The organism is Pseudomonas syringae, assembly GCF_021605415.1.
Classification (GTDB): Bacteria; Pseudomonadota; Gammaproteobacteria; order Pseudomonadales; family Pseudomonadaceae; genus Aquipseudomonas; species Aquipseudomonas syringae_S.
Window position 1 is genome coordinate 1 of sequence record NZ_WKEQ01000023.1, and the last position, 15,084, is coordinate 15,084.

The following is a 15,084-nucleotide window of genomic DNA, read 5'->3' on the forward strand; positions in this document are numbered from 1 at the left end:
ATTCTGGTGATCGGGATCTGGGAGGGCGGGCTGCTCGGATTGCTGGTGATCGTCACGGTTGGCCTGCTGGGTGGCTTCCTGTCGCGGTTCCTCGGTTTCAACATCGGCGTCCAGTTCATGGGGTATTACACGGCGGTGCTGACGGTACCGGCGATTGTTGCGCTGCTCGGCGCTTGAAGCGTTCACACATAACAACAAAAACAGGTAATCAACATGCGTAAAACGCTCTTGTCATCCTTACTGATCCTGCTGAGCGCGGGTGTTGTCAACGCACATGCGGACGCTATCCCCACCTTGAGCTATCCGCCCGGGGGGCAGCAACTCCAGGCCATTGCTGCTGCTGAAAGGGATTTGCCCACGGTCACCGCAGAACAATGGATGAAGATCTCTGACAAGCCCCTGCAACTGGAGGGGCCGTCATTCGACAGGGAGGGTAACTTGCTCTTCGTAGAAGTGTTTGGTGGCCAGGTTTTGAAAGTTGATACGCAAAAGAAACTCAGTGTCGTAGTGCCGAAAAACGAGCTGGGCAGTGCAGGGCTGGCGATTCACAAGGATGGCCGGCTATTCGTGGCAGGACTGGGTAACTTCAAGGACAGCGGTAATCTGACGGCCTACCAACCGGACGGCTCGGGTGCGCAAGTGATCATCCCCGGTAGCGCCAATTTTCTGGTCGACGACCTGGTGTTCGACAGTGCCGGCGGTTTCTATTTCACCGATTTCAAAGGCACCTCAACCGAACCGGTTGGCGGGGTTTACTACGTTCCCGCCGATGGCAAAAAAATCGTCCCGATCCTGCCGAAACTGGCGATTGCCAACGGTATAGCGCTATCGCCGGACGGCAAGACGCTGTGGGTGACTGAGTTTGCGACGGGCCTGCTGCATCGCATCGAGCTGAAGGACGCCACGACCATCGCGCCGTTTGGTGAAGCCGTGGTGTATCGCTTCAATGGCCCGTCGCCGGATTCCATGCGTGTCGATCAGGACGGCAACCTTTACGTGGCGATGTACACCCAAGGACGGGTGCTCGTGCTGAATCCGAACGGTCTGCCCATCGGTCAGATTCTGATTCCCGGACGAGATACCGGACACTTTTTGCACTCGACGAGCATGGCGATCAAGCCTGGAACCAACGAAATTTATCTGGTTAGCAACGATGGAAAACTGGGCGAGGGCAGCGCCATTTTCAGAGCGAAAGGTTTTGCGAGCGCTTTGAAAATGTATTCCCACCAATAGACGTTTCAGCTTCTGAAAAAGTCGTTCATCACGAAGGGCTTGTCCGTCGCGAAAATTGACTCATAGATTGCTTCATGCGGCACGCCACGCACCAGCCAGGCACTCGCGTTGTAGGCGCGCGCCTTGTTGAAAAACGCCAGATGCCTGGTGTCGCCGTACTCGAACAATGTGAATTGTTGCTCCTCCATCTCGGCGCAAAGTTCATCGAATAGTCCAGCATCGTTTTTTGCCAGTGTGCGAACGATGTCGCGTCTGTCAAGGCCCGCTTCACTGGCCGCCCACAAGACGATACGTACTGCCATCTCCAGCGCTTCGCTCGGGATGACTGCGTCCAGTTCACGTTGGAGCTGCGGGTAGTTCGATGCAAGTCGTGAAGGCATTGTCGGGTTCCTCGCGTTACAACGGGGATGGTTGCTCGGCCGGCTCTACCTCGGCTGCCTGGCTGGCCAGGGTTTTCGCTGCGATGTAGCCAAAGGTCATGCCGGGGCCGAGGGTGATGCCGCCGCTGGGGTAATAGCCGTTCATGATGCTGCTCATGTCATTGCCCACGGCGAATAGCCCCGGTATCGGCGCGCCGTGTTCGTCCAATGCACGTGCGCAGGCATCGGTGGTCAGACCGGCGAAGGTGCCCAGGCTGCCGGGCACCAGTTTCACGGCGTAGAAGGGCCCTTCGGCCAGACTGCCGAGCGATGGATTGGGCCCGTGCAGCGCCTCGCCCTGTGCCTTGTTGTAGTTCGACTCTCCGCGCTGAAACAGAGGGTCGCGACCCAACCGGGCACTTTGATTGAAGGCGCCGACAGTGGCCTCAAGCTGTGACGCATCAATGCCGCATTGACGCGCCAATCCGCTCAGGGTTGAGTCCTTCAACAAGTAGCCCTTGCTGACATAGGGCGCCGTCGGAAATGGAAACGGTTTTGACCAGCCCAAACCGTATCGCCGTTGTGCGCGGTGATCGCAGATCAGCCAGGACACCGGGGCTTCACCCGGTTCGGTGGCGTCGAACAGTGCCCGCATATAGTCGTGGTAGGAGTCTGCTTCATTGACGAAGCGCCGACCGTCCCGGCGTACGGCGATGAAGCCGGGCTTGGCCCGCTCCATCAGGTGCGCAAAACCACTGAAACCACCGTCCTCGCGAGGTACTCGAGATACCGGGGCCCACGCGGCGGCATGGGGCAGGTGGCGAGCCACCTGTGCGCCTGCGCCTTCACCCAGGCGCAGGCCGTCACCGGTGGGCCGGATTCTTGCTTCGCAGCCCTGAGCCTGTCCGCACTCACCCCTACGCCGCACCTTCAGGAGCTTGTGACATGAATACACAACGCGTTCATCCGGTGGACGAAGTGCTGCCCCTGCGGCAGTTGTTCACGTTCGGTTTGCAGCATGTGCTGGTGATGTACGCGGGGGCAGTCGCCGTACCCTTGATTCTTGGGAGTGCGATGGGACTGACCTCGGCGCAGATCATTTTGTTGATCAACGCCAACCTGCTGACGTCAGGCGTGGCCACGCTGATTCAGACACTCGGATTCTGGAAATTCGGTGCGCGCTTGCCGCTGATTCAGGGCTGCTCGTTCATTGCGCTTGCGCCGATGATCATGATCGGCAAGGAGTTCGGGCTCAGTCAGATCTTCGGCGCGGTGATTGCCGCCGGCTTCATTACGATCGCGCTGGCCCCGGTGTTCAGCCGCTTGCTGCGCTTCTTTCCGCCGGTGGTCATTGGCAGTTTGATCACCATCATCGGTATCTCGCTGATGCCGGCCGCCGCGATCTGGCTGGGCGGCGGCAATCCGGACGCCGCAGATTTCGGCAGCCCCGCCAACTTGTTGCTGGGCCTGGCCACGGTCAGTGTCACGCTGGTGATCTACGCCAAGTTCAAAGGCTTCATCGGTAACTTGAGTGTGCTCATCGGATTGTTCATCGGCAGCCTGATCGCTGCAGCCTGTGGCATGACGCAATTCAGTCGGGTGAGCGAAGCGGCGTGGTTCGAACTGAGCGCGCCAATGGCATTCGGCGCGCCGGAATTTTCACTGGTGCCCATCCTGATCATGACCCTGGCCATGCTGGTGATCATGGCCGAGACCACCGGCAATTGTCTGGCTATCGGCAAATTGACCGGCAAGCCGACGACCCAGCAAACGCTCGGCGATGCGTTCCGTGCCGATGGCTTGTCGACCATGCTCGGTGGCTTGTTCAACAGTTTTCCTTACAACGCATTCACTCAAAACACCGGTCTGATTGCTCTTTCCAACATCAAGAGCCGCTTCGTCGTCGCCACTGCCGGACTGATCATGGTGCTGATGGGCCTATTCCCGAAACTCGGTGCATTGATCGCGGCGGTGCCCACCCCGGTGCTGGGTGGCTGCGCAATCGTGATGTTTGGCATGACCACGGTGGCGGGCATTCAGGAGCTGTCACGCGTGCAGTTCGAAGGCACCTGCAACGGCATCATCGTGGCGGTTTCGGTCAGTGTGGGGGTGTTGCCGATGTCCTTTCCGGCGTTGTTTCAACACGTCGGCCCCACCCTGAAACTGGTGCTGGACAGCGGAATTTTCCTCGGGGCGATCACCGCGATTGTGCTCAACGTGCTGCTTAACAATGAAAAAAAATCGACCGACAACGTCGGCGCCTCATCGGCTGAACTGGCCGATTGAGCTTTTGTCTTTTCCACTGCCAGGAGTTACCCATGAATCAATTCACCCAGCTCATTCCCGCCGGCGTCAGCGATCTGGATCTGGCGTTACTGCGGCAGACCATCGCCTTGTCGCAGGCGTCGAAACAGCGTGGCCGTCATCCGTTCGCGGCGTTGGTGGCTGACGGTAACGGCAAGATCATCGTCGAAGCGGGCAACAACTCGATGCCGCCGGAGGGCGACCCCACGCAGCATGCCGAACTGGTCGCGGTGGCCGCCGCCGCCAGGCTTTTATCTGCACAGGAGCTTGAGCAGTGCACGCTGTATACCAGCGCCGAGCCCTGCTGTATGTGCGCCGGCGCGGTGTATTGGACGGGGATAGGCCGAGTGGTTTACGCCTTGTCAGAACATGCATTGCTGGCGCTGACGGGTGACCATCCAGAAAATCCGACATTTGCCTTGCCGTGCCGCGAAGTGTTTGCAAAGGGCCAGCGCAAGGTCAGTGTATTGGGGCCCATGCTCGAGGCCGAGGCTTCTGAACCCCATAAGGGATTCTGGTCCTGACGGTCTTTGAAACCAGGCTTGAGTGGTTCGAGGCGGCTTTCCCCTCAGGAATGCCGCTTTGAGCTTCATGCCGGTGGGCTGCACGCCGGAAGCGATAACGTCGCCCGCAAGCCACCGGCGGGCAGGTTGACCAACTCGATCCGGCCGTCCAGTCGGGTGGCAATCATGTTGACGATAGTCAGCCCCAACCCCGCACCCTGGGCATTGCCGCGACTATAGAAACGTTCGAACAAGCGCTCGCGATCCGCCTCATCAATGCCCGGCCCCTGATCTTCGACGCTCAACTGGCAGAAACCGTCGAGTCGGCTGAGTTGGACGGTGATTACTCCCTGCTCGGGAGAAAAGTTGGCCGCGTTGGTGATCAGGTTGTTCAGGGCGATGTCGATGGCGGCGCAGTCAGCGAAGACGTAATACGGCGGGTCGCTGGCGTTCAAGACCAGTTCCAGATGTTTACTCAGCAGCCACGGGGTCAGCTCCACCAGGCCGTTACGCACGATTTCGCTGAGGTCGATGCGCTGCAGCGGCGGCGGATCAGGCTTAGGTTCGAGGCGTGCCATGGTCAGCAACTGATTCACCAGGCGACTGGTTCGGTCGACGCCAGAAATCAGAAACGCCAGGGACTCACGCCGCTCTTGCTCGGTGCCGGCCTCCAGCAGGTTTTGCGCGTGTACCCGCAGCACCGCCAGCGGCGTCCGCATTTCGTGGGCGGCGTCGGCGATGAAGCGGCGTTCGCGGCCAAGCACTTCCTGAATCTGCGCGAGCATGCGGTTCAGCGCCGCTTGCATCGGCTCCAGTTCGCTGGGCAGCGGAGCCAACTGCAAGGGCTCCAGCGAACCGCTGTGGCGGGCGCGCAGGGTCGCGGCCATGTTCGCCAAGGGCTTGAGTCCCCAGCCGATAGCGAGCCAGACCATCGCCGCGAGCAGCAGGCTGCCGACCACGTTTGGCCACAATGTGTGGCGCACGATGCGGTCGACGAGGTCGGCACGCACGTCGTCGCGCTCACCCACCCAGATGCGCAAGCCGTTTTGTTTGTCTACCAGGAGGAACGCGCGCCAGTGACCATTGTTCAGATCCACCACATCGGTGAAGCCCGGCTGTGTCGGCGGTGACCTGAAGGACGGTGCGCTGGCGGTATGCACCAACACATCGCCGGCGGGGTTCCATACCTGAAAAGCGATTTTTCGTTCGTAAGGATGCCCCTCGCCGCGAGGCACTGCCTCGCCCAGAGCGGTATTGAACGCGCGGTATAGGTCAGCATGCTGATTGCTCGCCACCGGCATGCGCATCACGCCCTGCAGCAAGCGTGCGTTTTGCGCCAACTGAGCATCGTAGACTTCGGCGATTTCATGGTTGCTGTCGTGCACGTTGAACGTGCTCAACACCCCAAGACCGGCCAGCAACAGGCCGATGATCAGGGTCAGCGTCCGGCGGCGGATCGACGTCATCGGCGCTCCTCCACCAGATAACCGACGCCACGGATGGTCCGGATCAGGTCGCTGGAGAATTTTTTGCGCAAATGATGGATATGCACTTCAAGGGTGTTGCTTTCAGCTTCCTCGTGCCAGCCGTAGAGCAACTGCATGAGCTGATCGCGTGTCATCACCCGGCCCGGGGGCGAAAGCAGTTCGTGCAGCAACTGATATTCCTTGGGTGTCAGGGCCACGGGCAGGCCCTGATAGCTGACCTGCTGGGTGCCGGGGTTGAGGCTGATACCGGCGTGTTCGATCAGCGCCTGGGCGCGACCGGCGCTTCGGCGCAGCAAGGCCCGCAGGCGCGCCTTGAGTTCGTCAAGGTCGAACGGTTTGATCAGGTAATCGTCGGCACCGGCGTCGAGCCCCGCGATGCGATCCTCCGTGGCATCGCGGGCAGTCAGGATCAGTACCGGCAAATTTGAGCCGCTATCACGCAAACGGCGCAGCACCTGAAGGCCGTCCAAGCGCGGCAGACCGAGATCAAGCACGGCCAGGTCGAAGGTTTCGCTGAGCAGCGCATGCAACGCGCTGCTGCCGTCCTGCAACCAGTCGACGGTGTATCCCTCGCGTGCGAGTGCCTGATGAATGCCTTCACTGAGCGCAACATCGTCTTCAACCAGTAATAAACGCACGCACACGCCTCAGTCGAGTTTCTTGTTCACGTCCGCCAGCAAGGCAGCGATCTCTTTGCGACGCCCGGCATCGGCGGATTCTCGGCCCGGCCGTGGCGCAGCTTGCAGGGCTTTTTGCAGCGCCGCCCTGGCTTCAGCGTAGCGTTTTTCCCGGTAGAGGTGATCGCCCCAGAAATACAGGCTGTCGATCCCGTCGGGGTTGATTTGCAAAGCCTGCTTGAGCAGTTGCTCGGCCTTGTCGCTGTCGCCGAAACCGATCGGCCAACCGGGCACCCGATCATACAGCGCGGCGAGGCTGGTGTAGGCCGAACCTTGCAAAGCTTTGGGATCAAGGGCCAGGGCTTTTTCCAAGTCGGCCTTGGCGTCCTTGGCTTTGCCCAAGGCACCGAGCCCACCCTGAGCACCGGCCCAACTGCTGGTGACGATGCCTTTCCAGATCCAGGCCTCAGCCTCCGTCGGGCGTTCCCGAGTGAAGTTCATTGTTTGCGCGGACAGTTGCTCAAATGCTGCGGCGCGCTCCTTTTGTGGTGTTTCGTATTGGATATGGGCCCAGCTTTGCTGAATGCTGGTGAGACGTTGTTGATCGGCGGCGTCGAGCGCCCAGACACTCTGGCTCAATGCGCCCAGCAGCAGGCTTGCGTAGATTTTATTCATGGTTTTGGTGTCTCGTTGTCAGTTTTTTCACTGAGGCGTCGGATCAGTGGCAGTTGCTTGCGCAAGCCTCGATCCACCAGGTGCGGCAGCAGGTTGTTGAGGCGAACGAAAAAACGCTCCGGCCAACCGAGGTACAAGTCGCGGCGGTCGCCGGCAATCGCGTGAATCACTGCTGAAGCCACGGCTCGAGGGGCATCGACGTTGGATTTCAACGCATCGTTCAAGGCTTGTGCCGCCGCGCTGTTCATCGACGTGCGCGTAGCGCGGGGCGCGACATAGAGAACGCTGACCCGCGTATCTGCCAGTTCCCGGCGCAGTGCTTCGGAAAACCCGCGCAGCGCAAATTTGCTCGCGCAATAGCTGGCGTAACCGGCGTAGCCAATCGAGCCGTATGTCGAGCCGACGTTCACCACCATCGCGTTTTCAGCCTGCTTAAGCAGGGGCAACAGCAGTTTGGTCAGGCAGATCGGCGTACTGATGTTTACCGCCAGCATCGCGAGAATGTCGCTGTCATCGAGCTGTTCGAGCATGGCGAAGTGATTGACCCCGGCCGCGTTGATCAGCAAATTGACACCGCCGACAGCCTCGGCGGCGGCCAGTACTTTGCGTCGGTCGCCGAGGGAGGTCAGGTCGGCAGCAACCCATTGCAGATTCTGCGGGTAGCGCTCAAGCAACGGCAGCAGTGGTTCCTGATGCCGTCCCACAGCCAGTACCCGGGCGCCGGCCGCGCATAAGGCGGTGGCGATGGCGAGGCCGATGCCGCCGCTCGCACCGGTCAGGACAACACGCGCCTCATGCAGCTGCATGGCGGGCCTCCGTGTCCCGGGGCAAACCACGGAACATGTCGGCGTAGAGGCGATAGACGACGGTCGAGGCGTGAATCACCGATGCCTGGTCTGCTGGATCTTCCAGCCTGTTCATCAGATGGCGATAGGTTTGCATGTGCTCAATGTCCAGCGCGCCGTGGGAACTCAGGTAGCTGAAGGCCGTTTCCGGTAGTGCCAGACGCTCGCGAATGCTGCCCGCCGCATGGGTGGCCAGCGCAATGCTGGTGCCTTCAAGCACGTTGACCATTCCGAACAAGCCGACCGGGTTGCCACGGGCGATCAGGTCATAGAGAAAACTGACCATTAATTCGATCGGCAGCGACGGCTGGCCATCGCGCACCGCATCAGGGTCACCGCCACACTCGGCGATGTCGTTGAGCACCCACTGTTCATGACCGTATTCGTCTTCGATGTATGCGCACACCGCTTTGCGCAGCCACTCCAGACGTGTCGGCAGGCGAGCGCCGCAGGCCATCATCAACGGCACGGTGTGGCGTACGTGGTAATAGGCCTGAGCGAGAAATGCCCGATAGCTTTCAAGACCGACGTTGCCTTGCAAAGCATCGACAATGATCGGCAGGTTGAACAGTTCATGGCGTTGCTGCTGCGTCGCTTCTTGCAGGGTGTCGAAAAAATTCATGATGCGGGTTCCTTGCTGACAATGGATGCCGTTAACTGCGCGTGGTATTGCGCGACGATGGCCTCGCGGCGTGGGCGGCCATTGGCGGTGAGCAAGCCATTGGCGACCGTGAAGGGTTGGAGCAGGCGCGTCCAGCCGTGTACCTGGGCGTAATCGGGCAATGCCTCGTTGGCTTCGGCGACGGCGGCGGCCAGTTCCGCGTCGGTGCATGCCGGGCGATGTGGCCAGAGCAAGGCGTGGTTGTGCGGCATGGCCTCGCCATAGACGAATGCCTGGGCAATGTGGCGGCGTTGAGTCAGCTCGGACTCGACCCATTCCGGATTGACGTTGCGCCCGAAACTGGTGACGAACTGATGTTTCTTTCGGCCTTTGAGGTAGAGAAAGCCTTCCGGGTCGAACTCGCCCAGATCACCGCTTGGCCACCATTCTCCGGAAAATGGCGCGTCACCCAGGTAACCCAGTAGCGGCGAGCCCTTGATCAGCACTTCGCCGTCCCCGGCCAGGCGCACTTCGACATGAGGCAGAGGCCGGCCAACACTGCCTGGGCGCCGCGCACCGGGACGATTGAGGCAGACCACCGAGGCGCATTCGGACAAGCCATAACCTTCATAGACCGGCAGGCCGGCCCGTTGCGCACGGTGCAGCAAACTTTCCGAAACCCGTGCGCCACCGACGGCGGCAAAGCGCAACGGTTGTGGATCAAAGGCTTTCTGTTCGGCAGCGTTGACCAGTACCAGCAACAGTTGAGGCACTAAAATCAGGCTTTCTGGCGCACGGCTGGCCAGAGAACCCAGCAGACGCGGGATGTCGATACCGCTGGCGCCCTGAATGCCAAGGTTTTTCTGGCTCGGCAGGCTCAGCTTTGCGCCGGCAAAAAGCGCTGCGTAACAGCCAAGGTTTTCCAGCAGAATCGCCAGCGGCAACAGCGCCATGTGATGCTTGACGGCAGCCGACTCGCTTGCGTCATTCAGCGCACGTGCAACGCGCAACACACTGTCGGCACTCAGGCATACGCCTTTGGGCCTGCCGGTGGTGCCGGAGGTGAAGGTCAGTTTTGCAGTGCCCTCGGGCAGGTGACTCGGCCCGCTGAAAGCGCGGCACCAAAACTCGCCTTTCCTCACGTAACCCGCCGCGATCAGTTCGGCGTCCAGCCCGGGTTCGGCAATCACCCGTTCGGCATGACTTTGCTCCAGGCAATGGGCGCGTTGCGCCGGACTGAAAAACGGCGGCAACGTCACGCAGGTCAGGCCTTCGAACAGCACGGCCAAGTCCCAGAGCATCGCCTCGACGCCGTTGTCCAGCGCCAGGGCGATCACTCGCACGTTTTCATCGCGCAAACGCTCCTGGCGATACATCACTTCGGCGTACAAGGTTGTGTAGTCGAGTTTGAACGTGTCGCCCCACAGGGCGATGGCATTGTCGTTGCGCCCGGCATGACTTCGCAGGGTCTCCTGAAATCGTTGCAGTTCAAGCGACATGGCACGCGCCTTCTATGGAGGTCGGCAGACCCAGCCGGTTGAACAGGCCGACATTGCGCAAGTGGATGAACCCGGCGCGGATGTTGCCGACATGAACCCATGGCTTGCTTTCGTAGTAACTGCCCCAACTGTGGCGGTCGTCACCCAGGCGCCCCGGGTCGGCGGCGCACAATGTCACCGGCTTCAGACCCAGGCGATGGAAGCTGTTGACCAGGCCGATATTGCCGGTGAACGCCACCCACTCCAGACCGCCCATGGCCAGCAAATAAGTAATCGCGATAATGCTCAGGCGCGCACTGCCGGTATCGTTGGCGGCCAGATTGCCGACTTCGACGATAGCGCTACGCTCCACCGGACGATCGGCCGCCGCACTGATAAGCGGCTCAATTGGCTCATCCAGATACCGCTCCAGAAACAACGGCTCCAAATGCGCCCGGCGCACTCCGGCAACCGCACACAACGCCCCGTCGGCGTCGCGCACGCCGAATAGCTCAGGCATGAAGAGACGAATGTCGGCCCCGTGGGCCTTGCGAAAGCGTTGCTGGATAAAGGCTTCAAACACGTCCCGCTCATCGTCCTCTCGCAAGGCATTAGACAAGGTCATCTGCGGTGTTTCGGCGTGGCCGAAGTGCAGGGGCAGGGGGGTGTTCCAGTCGAAAGCGGGCATGAGCGCAAGGTCTCCCCTCAATGGTTTGAGCGAAGTATCCGAACGATTTCTTAACGAAGTCTGAAGGTGAAGATATGGGGGGTGACAACCCTGTGGATCTAACCCTGTCGCATAAATTTGAAATGCGTGGCATTGCCCGACAGAATCTCGCCTCGATCCGGCCACCGTCGGAGGTTCGCAGTAAACAGGGGGTGCCATTGAACGAACAGACATTATCGTCTGGTGCACCTACGACGACGGGCGCCGTGCACTATCACTACACCCTGACGGCGCAATGAGTTGATGCGCTTGCTGTGGCGATACCGTTACTGCTTGAAGAAAGTGATTAAAAAAGAGGCCCTCTAAAGGGCCTCTTTTTGTGGTGTTGTCGTTGTCGACAGCGCCGACCTGGAACGGACTAAGGTATCAAGCGCAGTTCACGTAACCTGTCGAACACGTCGAAAAACGCCTGATCGCTAGCCTGATAGCCGTTGAAGCCCATGCCACGGCTTTTCGACATGTCCGTGACCACTTCGATAGGGCGACCCAGATCCGCGTCGGTGTGCCACGCCGACACCAGGCGCCCCATATCAGGTTCTTTCAAACCGTGCTTCGCAACGATTTGCGTCCATGTGGCCTGGTCGTTTTCCATCTGCTTTTCGAGTGGTGAAAGGGCAGCGGGATAGTCGGCAGGGGCCAAGGCGAAATACTCGGCAATTTGGCTCCACATCCATTTCCATCGAAAAACATCGCCATTGGTCACATTGAACGCCTGATTGGCCGCCGCCGGTGTGGTGGCCGCCCACATGAGTTGTTGGGCCAACTGCCGCGCATCGGTCATGTCGGTCAGGCTGTTCCACTGCACGCTTGAACCGGGGAACACAAACGGGCGACCGGTGTGTTTGCAGATCGAGGCGTAGACGGCGAGCGTGGTTGCCATGTTCATCGCATTGCCCACGGCAACGCCGGTGACGGTATGCGGGCGGTGCACGCTCCAGGTGAAGCCGTCCCTTTCAGCGGCGGCGAAGAGTTCGTCTTCCTGGGCGTAGTAGAAATTTTCGATGTCGAGTCGGCCTTGCGATTCGCGAAACGGTGTTTGCGGAAGGCTGCCCTTGCCATACGCTTCGAACGGGCCGAGATAGTGCTTCAAGCCAGTCACCAGAGCGACGTGCTCGATACTTTTTGCCGGGCTCAGGGCGTTTAGAACGTTGCGTACCATGGCGCCATTGACGCGAATGTTCTCGGCTTCCGTGGGCTGCCGTGACCACGTGGTAATGAACACGTGAGTGGGTTTCAGATCCGCCAGCGCCTGTTCAAGCGACGCCGGGTCTTGAAGGTCTGCCGCAACAGGGATAACGCCTGGCGCTGGCGACGGGTGTCTCGATAGCGCGGCGACCTGCCACTGTTGATCGATGAGTAATTGGGTGATGGCGCTGCCGACGATGCCGCTGGCGCCCACGACCAATGCTGTCTGGGTCATACGTTTCTCCTCTGGATAGAGGTGGGAGCCTGCATCAGTAAAAGAGGTTCAACCGAATGCGCAGACGCGGGGGCTGCAATAGGTCCGAACCCTGTCGCGCCCCTTCAGCTCCGGCAAAGAGAATACCCGGGGCATCGGTATGTCTCACGCATGAAGTGACGCAACCGGTGGCCATCGTCGGCGCGCAGGTCGGCGATGCCGTGGCGATCAAGATCAAACGCCTTTCGGGTCGTGGCCGCTGTCCAACCCAGCGGTTTCGTCCGGATCCTCCAGTTCGGCAGGCGTAAACGCCGCCCCCTCAATGTGATAGACCGTCGGGTCTTCGGAGAAATATTCCTCCAGGCCCAGCATGAACAGCCGATGGTCTTCACTCGCTTCGAAGCCCGGCGAATGATCCTCCAGCGATCGCCATTTCACGATCAGGTTGAACCGCTCGGGACTTTCGATGCCTTGGGCGAGGAGGTGGCCACCGTAGCCTTTTGCGCGGCGCAGCAACGGAGCGACGTCGGCAAAGGCTTGTCGGAACAGGTCGATGCGTTCTTTATGAACGGGGAGCACAGCGATTTCATAGATCATGGCGTTATCTCTCAATGGGCGGGAACGCTTAAGGGTCGCGGTTACGGGATGAGCGATGGGTCGATGGCTATCGCGATTTTCCCCACGAGGCCGTTGTTGGGACTTTCCAGTCGGGCATGGGCGAGGGGAATGTCGGCGAGCGAATAGACGGCACCGACGTGTGGCCGCAGTTGACCGCGCTCTATCAACGCGCTCAGCTCATCGAGCTTGCCGCGGTTCTGCCGGGTGAAGACGAAGTGATAGCTCGCGTTCTTGCCCCACGCCTGAACGAGGTTTTGCGGCTGTGCGATGTCCACGATCGAGACCACGCGGCCCAGTTGTGCGAGCACGTCGGCGCTGCGTGACAGTGTGTTGCCGCCGATGGTGTCGAACACGACATCCACGCCCTGGCCACCCGTTTCACGGAGGATCGCCTCAACGTAATCTTCTTTTTCGTAATCAATGGTGACGTCGGCGCCCATGCTGCGGGCGAACTCTGCGTTTGCTTCGCGCACGGTGGTGAACACCTTGGCGCCAATGGCCTTGGCCAACTGGATCGCGACATGACCAACGCCGCCCGCGCCGCCGTGGACAAGAATGCTTTCGCCAACCCTGAGCCCCGCGCGCACCACCAATGCTTCCCAAGCCGTTCCGCCCACCAGGGTCAGGCTTGCCGCTTCAAGGTGAGTCAGCGAAGGCGGCTTCTTCCCGACAATGCTTTCGGAGGCGACGTGGTATTCGGCATAACTGCCTTGTCCATCGAATATTTGCGGCGTGTACCAGACTTCGTCGCCCGGAACGAAGGCCGTCACGCCAGGCCCGACGGCTTCGACCACGCCGGAGATGTCGTGTCCGGTAATGGCCGGCAATGGCACCAGATCGGGATAATCGCCGCGTCTCACCTGGTAATCCAGCGGGTTGATAGAAGTGGCATGCACCCGAACCAGGACTTGCCCGGATTGCGGCACCGGCTTGGGCACGTCGCGCAGTTCAAATGCTTCAGGGCCGCCGAATGATTTCAGTGTTATCGCTTTCATGGTTATTCCTCGTATCTATAAAAAGGGATATCGAGATATCTCGATATATTGCGGTAAAAAATTACAGCTCCTTTCCGATAATCTCGGCCAGCGCACGGATAGCCGCTTCATTCCTTTTGTAATAGGTCCACTGACCGATGCGCCTGACGTCGACCAGGCCTACGCGTTGCAATGTCGCCAGATAACCGGACACTGTGGACTGCGACAGCCCGATGCCTTCCTGGATACTGCTGACGCAGACGCCGACCGTGTGAACATCTCCCTCATCCTGGGGAGGGAAGTTCTTGGCGGGATCCTTCAACCCTTTCAAAATCTGAAGACGGGTAGGGTTCGAGAGGGCTTTAAAGATTTCGATCAGTTCCATGAGGTCGAGGATATCGAGATTTTGAGATATGTCAATTCTGTACTCAAAAAAACTTTGCGCTCATCGACAGCCGGCAATTTCGTAAACTTCACCCACCGGTAACAAACCAAAGGGGTTGCGCTTGAACGAACACATGTTGTCGATGCGCCTTGAACGCGTGGCAGCGCAGGTGCCGATGGGGACGCGCCTGGCCGACATCGGCTCGGATCACGCCTATTTACCAGTGGCTTTGATGCGTCGAGGGACCATCAAGGCAGCGGTGGCGGGCGAGGTGGCTCTGACGCCGTTTTACGCCGCCGAACGCACGGTGCGCGAAAACGATTTCGCTCAGCACATCACGGTGCGCCTGGCGAATGGCCTGGCGGCGATTGAGCCGGACGACGCAATCACCGCCGTCAGCCTCTGCGGCATGGGCGGCGAGACGATCCGCGACATCCTGCAAAGCGGCAAGTCGCAGCTGAGCGGCGGCGAGCGCCTCATTCTTCAACCCAACGGCGGCGAGCAGCCGCTCCGCCAATGGCTGATGGACAACGGCTATCGCATCTGCTTTGAAGAAGTGCTGCGGGAAAACCGTTTCTTCTACGAAATTATCGTCGCCGAACGTGGAGATGCGGTGCAGTACACCGCCGAAGAACTGTTCTTCGGCCCGTTGCAGATGCAAGCGCGCAGTCCGGCGTTCATCGCCAAATGGCAGCGCCTGCTGCGGTTGAAGCAAAAGACCTTGGCGCAGTTCGCCCGCGCGCGACAGGCTGTATCCGCAGAAAAAATGGAAGAGGTGAATCGCGAGATTCAGTGGATGACCCGACTGCTCACCTGACGAAGCGCTAAGCGCCACGAAGCTGAATCAGCAGCAATCTCTAAAGCACTTGAAAAAACAGG

Annotated in this window: 16 protein-coding genes and 2 pseudogenes; 5 read left to right on the plus strand and 13 right to left on the minus strand. The window is 59.9% G+C overall.

What is annotated here, in order from left to right; translation table 11 throughout:
• Positions 1–177: pseudogene (locus GIW69_RS26410) on the plus strand (tripartite tricarboxylate transporter permease); the annotation flags it as partial.
• Between the two features lie 36 nt (positions 178–213).
• The gene (locus GIW69_RS16605; protein ID WP_236483885.1) at positions 214–1,233 is read left to right on the plus strand and encodes an SMP-30/gluconolactonase/LRE family protein; all 1,020 of its coding nucleotides are present in this window, start codon (positions 214–216) and stop codon (positions 1,231–1,233) included.
• Between the two features lie 5 nt (positions 1,234–1,238).
• Here GIW69_RS16605 and GIW69_RS16610 read toward each other — a convergent pair whose 3' ends face one another.
• The gene (locus GIW69_RS16610; protein ID WP_236483886.1) at positions 1,239–1,613 is read right to left on the minus strand and encodes a hypothetical protein; all 375 of its coding nucleotides are present in this window, start codon (positions 1,611–1,613) and stop codon (positions 1,239–1,241) included.
• Between the two features lie 16 nt (positions 1,614–1,629).
• Positions 1,630–2,463 (minus strand): annotated as a pseudogene (locus tag GIW69_RS16615) (FAD-binding protein); the annotation flags it as partial.
• Positions 2,464–2,537: 74 nt separating this feature from the next.
• On the opposite strand from GIW69_RS16615, the gene GIW69_RS16620 reads away from it, so the two are divergent.
• Both GIW69_RS16620 and GIW69_RS16625 read left to right on the plus strand, forming a co-directional pair.
• Positions 2,538–3,878: a nucleobase:cation symporter-2 family protein gene (locus GIW69_RS16620; protein WP_236483887.1), complete on the plus strand. Its 1,341-nt coding sequence runs from the start codon at positions 2,538–2,540 to the stop codon at positions 3,876–3,878.
• 32 nt (positions 3,879–3,910) lie between these two features.
• A complete protein-coding gene (locus tag GIW69_RS16625; protein WP_236483888.1) occupies positions 3,911–4,420 on the plus strand; it encodes a nucleoside deaminase in 510 nt (169 codons plus the stop codon).
• Positions 4,421–4,485: 65 nt separating this feature from the next.
• On the opposite strand, the gene GIW69_RS16630 is transcribed toward GIW69_RS16625, so the two are convergent.
• From GIW69_RS16630 to GIW69_RS16685, 11 genes are all read right to left on the minus strand, one after another.
• Positions 4,486–5,865, minus strand: coding sequence for an ATP-binding protein (locus tag GIW69_RS16630; protein WP_236483889.1), 1,380 nt, complete (start codon positions 5,863–5,865; stop codon positions 4,486–4,488).
• Entirely contained in the window at positions 5,862–6,524 is a 663-nt protein-coding gene (locus tag GIW69_RS16635) for a response regulator (RefSeq protein ID WP_236483890.1), read from the minus strand. The genes GIW69_RS16630 and GIW69_RS16635 overlap by 4 nt, the downstream gene beginning before the upstream one ends.
• 9 nt (positions 6,525–6,533) lie before the next feature.
• Entirely contained in the window at positions 6,534–7,178 is a 645-nt protein-coding gene (locus GIW69_RS16640; protein WP_236483891.1) for a tetratricopeptide repeat protein, read from the minus strand.
• Positions 7,175–7,984: an SDR family oxidoreductase gene (locus GIW69_RS16645; protein WP_236483892.1), complete on the minus strand. Its 810-nt coding sequence runs from the start codon at positions 7,982–7,984 to the stop codon at positions 7,175–7,177. The genes GIW69_RS16640 and GIW69_RS16645 overlap by 4 nt, the downstream gene beginning before the upstream one ends.
• On the minus strand, positions 7,971–8,645 hold the full coding sequence (locus GIW69_RS16650) for an iron-containing redox enzyme family protein (RefSeq protein WP_236483893.1): 675 nt from the start codon (positions 8,643–8,645) through the stop codon (positions 7,971–7,973). The genes GIW69_RS16645 and GIW69_RS16650 overlap by 14 nt, the downstream gene beginning before the upstream one ends.
• Positions 8,642–10,123, minus strand: a complete 1,482-nt coding sequence (locus GIW69_RS16655) for an AMP-binding protein (protein WP_236483894.1) — start codon at positions 10,121–10,123, stop codon at positions 8,642–8,644. Before GIW69_RS16655 ends, GIW69_RS16650 begins: the two co-directional genes overlap by 4 nt.
• The gene (locus GIW69_RS16660) at positions 10,113–10,790 is read right to left on the minus strand and encodes a thermostable hemolysin (RefSeq protein WP_236483895.1); all 678 of its coding nucleotides are present in this window, start codon (positions 10,788–10,790) and stop codon (positions 10,113–10,115) included. The genes GIW69_RS16655 and GIW69_RS16660 overlap by 11 nt, the downstream gene beginning before the upstream one ends.
• Positions 10,791–11,187: 397 nt before the next feature.
• Entirely contained in the window at positions 11,188–12,249 is a 1,062-nt protein-coding gene (locus GIW69_RS16665; RefSeq protein ID WP_236483896.1) for an SDR family oxidoreductase, read from the minus strand.
• Between the two features lie 213 nt (positions 12,250–12,462).
• Entirely contained in the window at positions 12,463–12,825 is a 363-nt protein-coding gene (locus GIW69_RS16675) for an antibiotic biosynthesis monooxygenase family protein (RefSeq protein WP_236483898.1), read from the minus strand.
• 41 nt (positions 12,826–12,866) lie between these two features.
• On the minus strand, positions 12,867–13,841 hold the full coding sequence (locus GIW69_RS16680; RefSeq protein ID WP_236483899.1) for a zinc-dependent alcohol dehydrogenase family protein: 975 nt from the start codon (positions 13,839–13,841) through the stop codon (positions 12,867–12,869).
• 61 nt (positions 13,842–13,902) lie between these two features.
• The gene (locus GIW69_RS16685; RefSeq protein ID WP_236483900.1) at positions 13,903–14,205 is read right to left on the minus strand and encodes an ArsR/SmtB family transcription factor; all 303 of its coding nucleotides are present in this window, start codon (positions 14,203–14,205) and stop codon (positions 13,903–13,905) included.
• Positions 14,206–14,326: 121 nt separating this feature from the next.
• On the opposite strand from GIW69_RS16685, the gene GIW69_RS16690 reads away from it, so the two are divergent.
• The gene (locus tag GIW69_RS16690; protein WP_236483901.1) at positions 14,327–15,022 is read left to right on the plus strand and encodes a tRNA (adenine(22)-N(1))-methyltransferase TrmK; all 696 of its coding nucleotides are present in this window, start codon (positions 14,327–14,329) and stop codon (positions 15,020–15,022) included.
• Positions 15,023–15,084 lie beyond the last annotated feature (62 nt).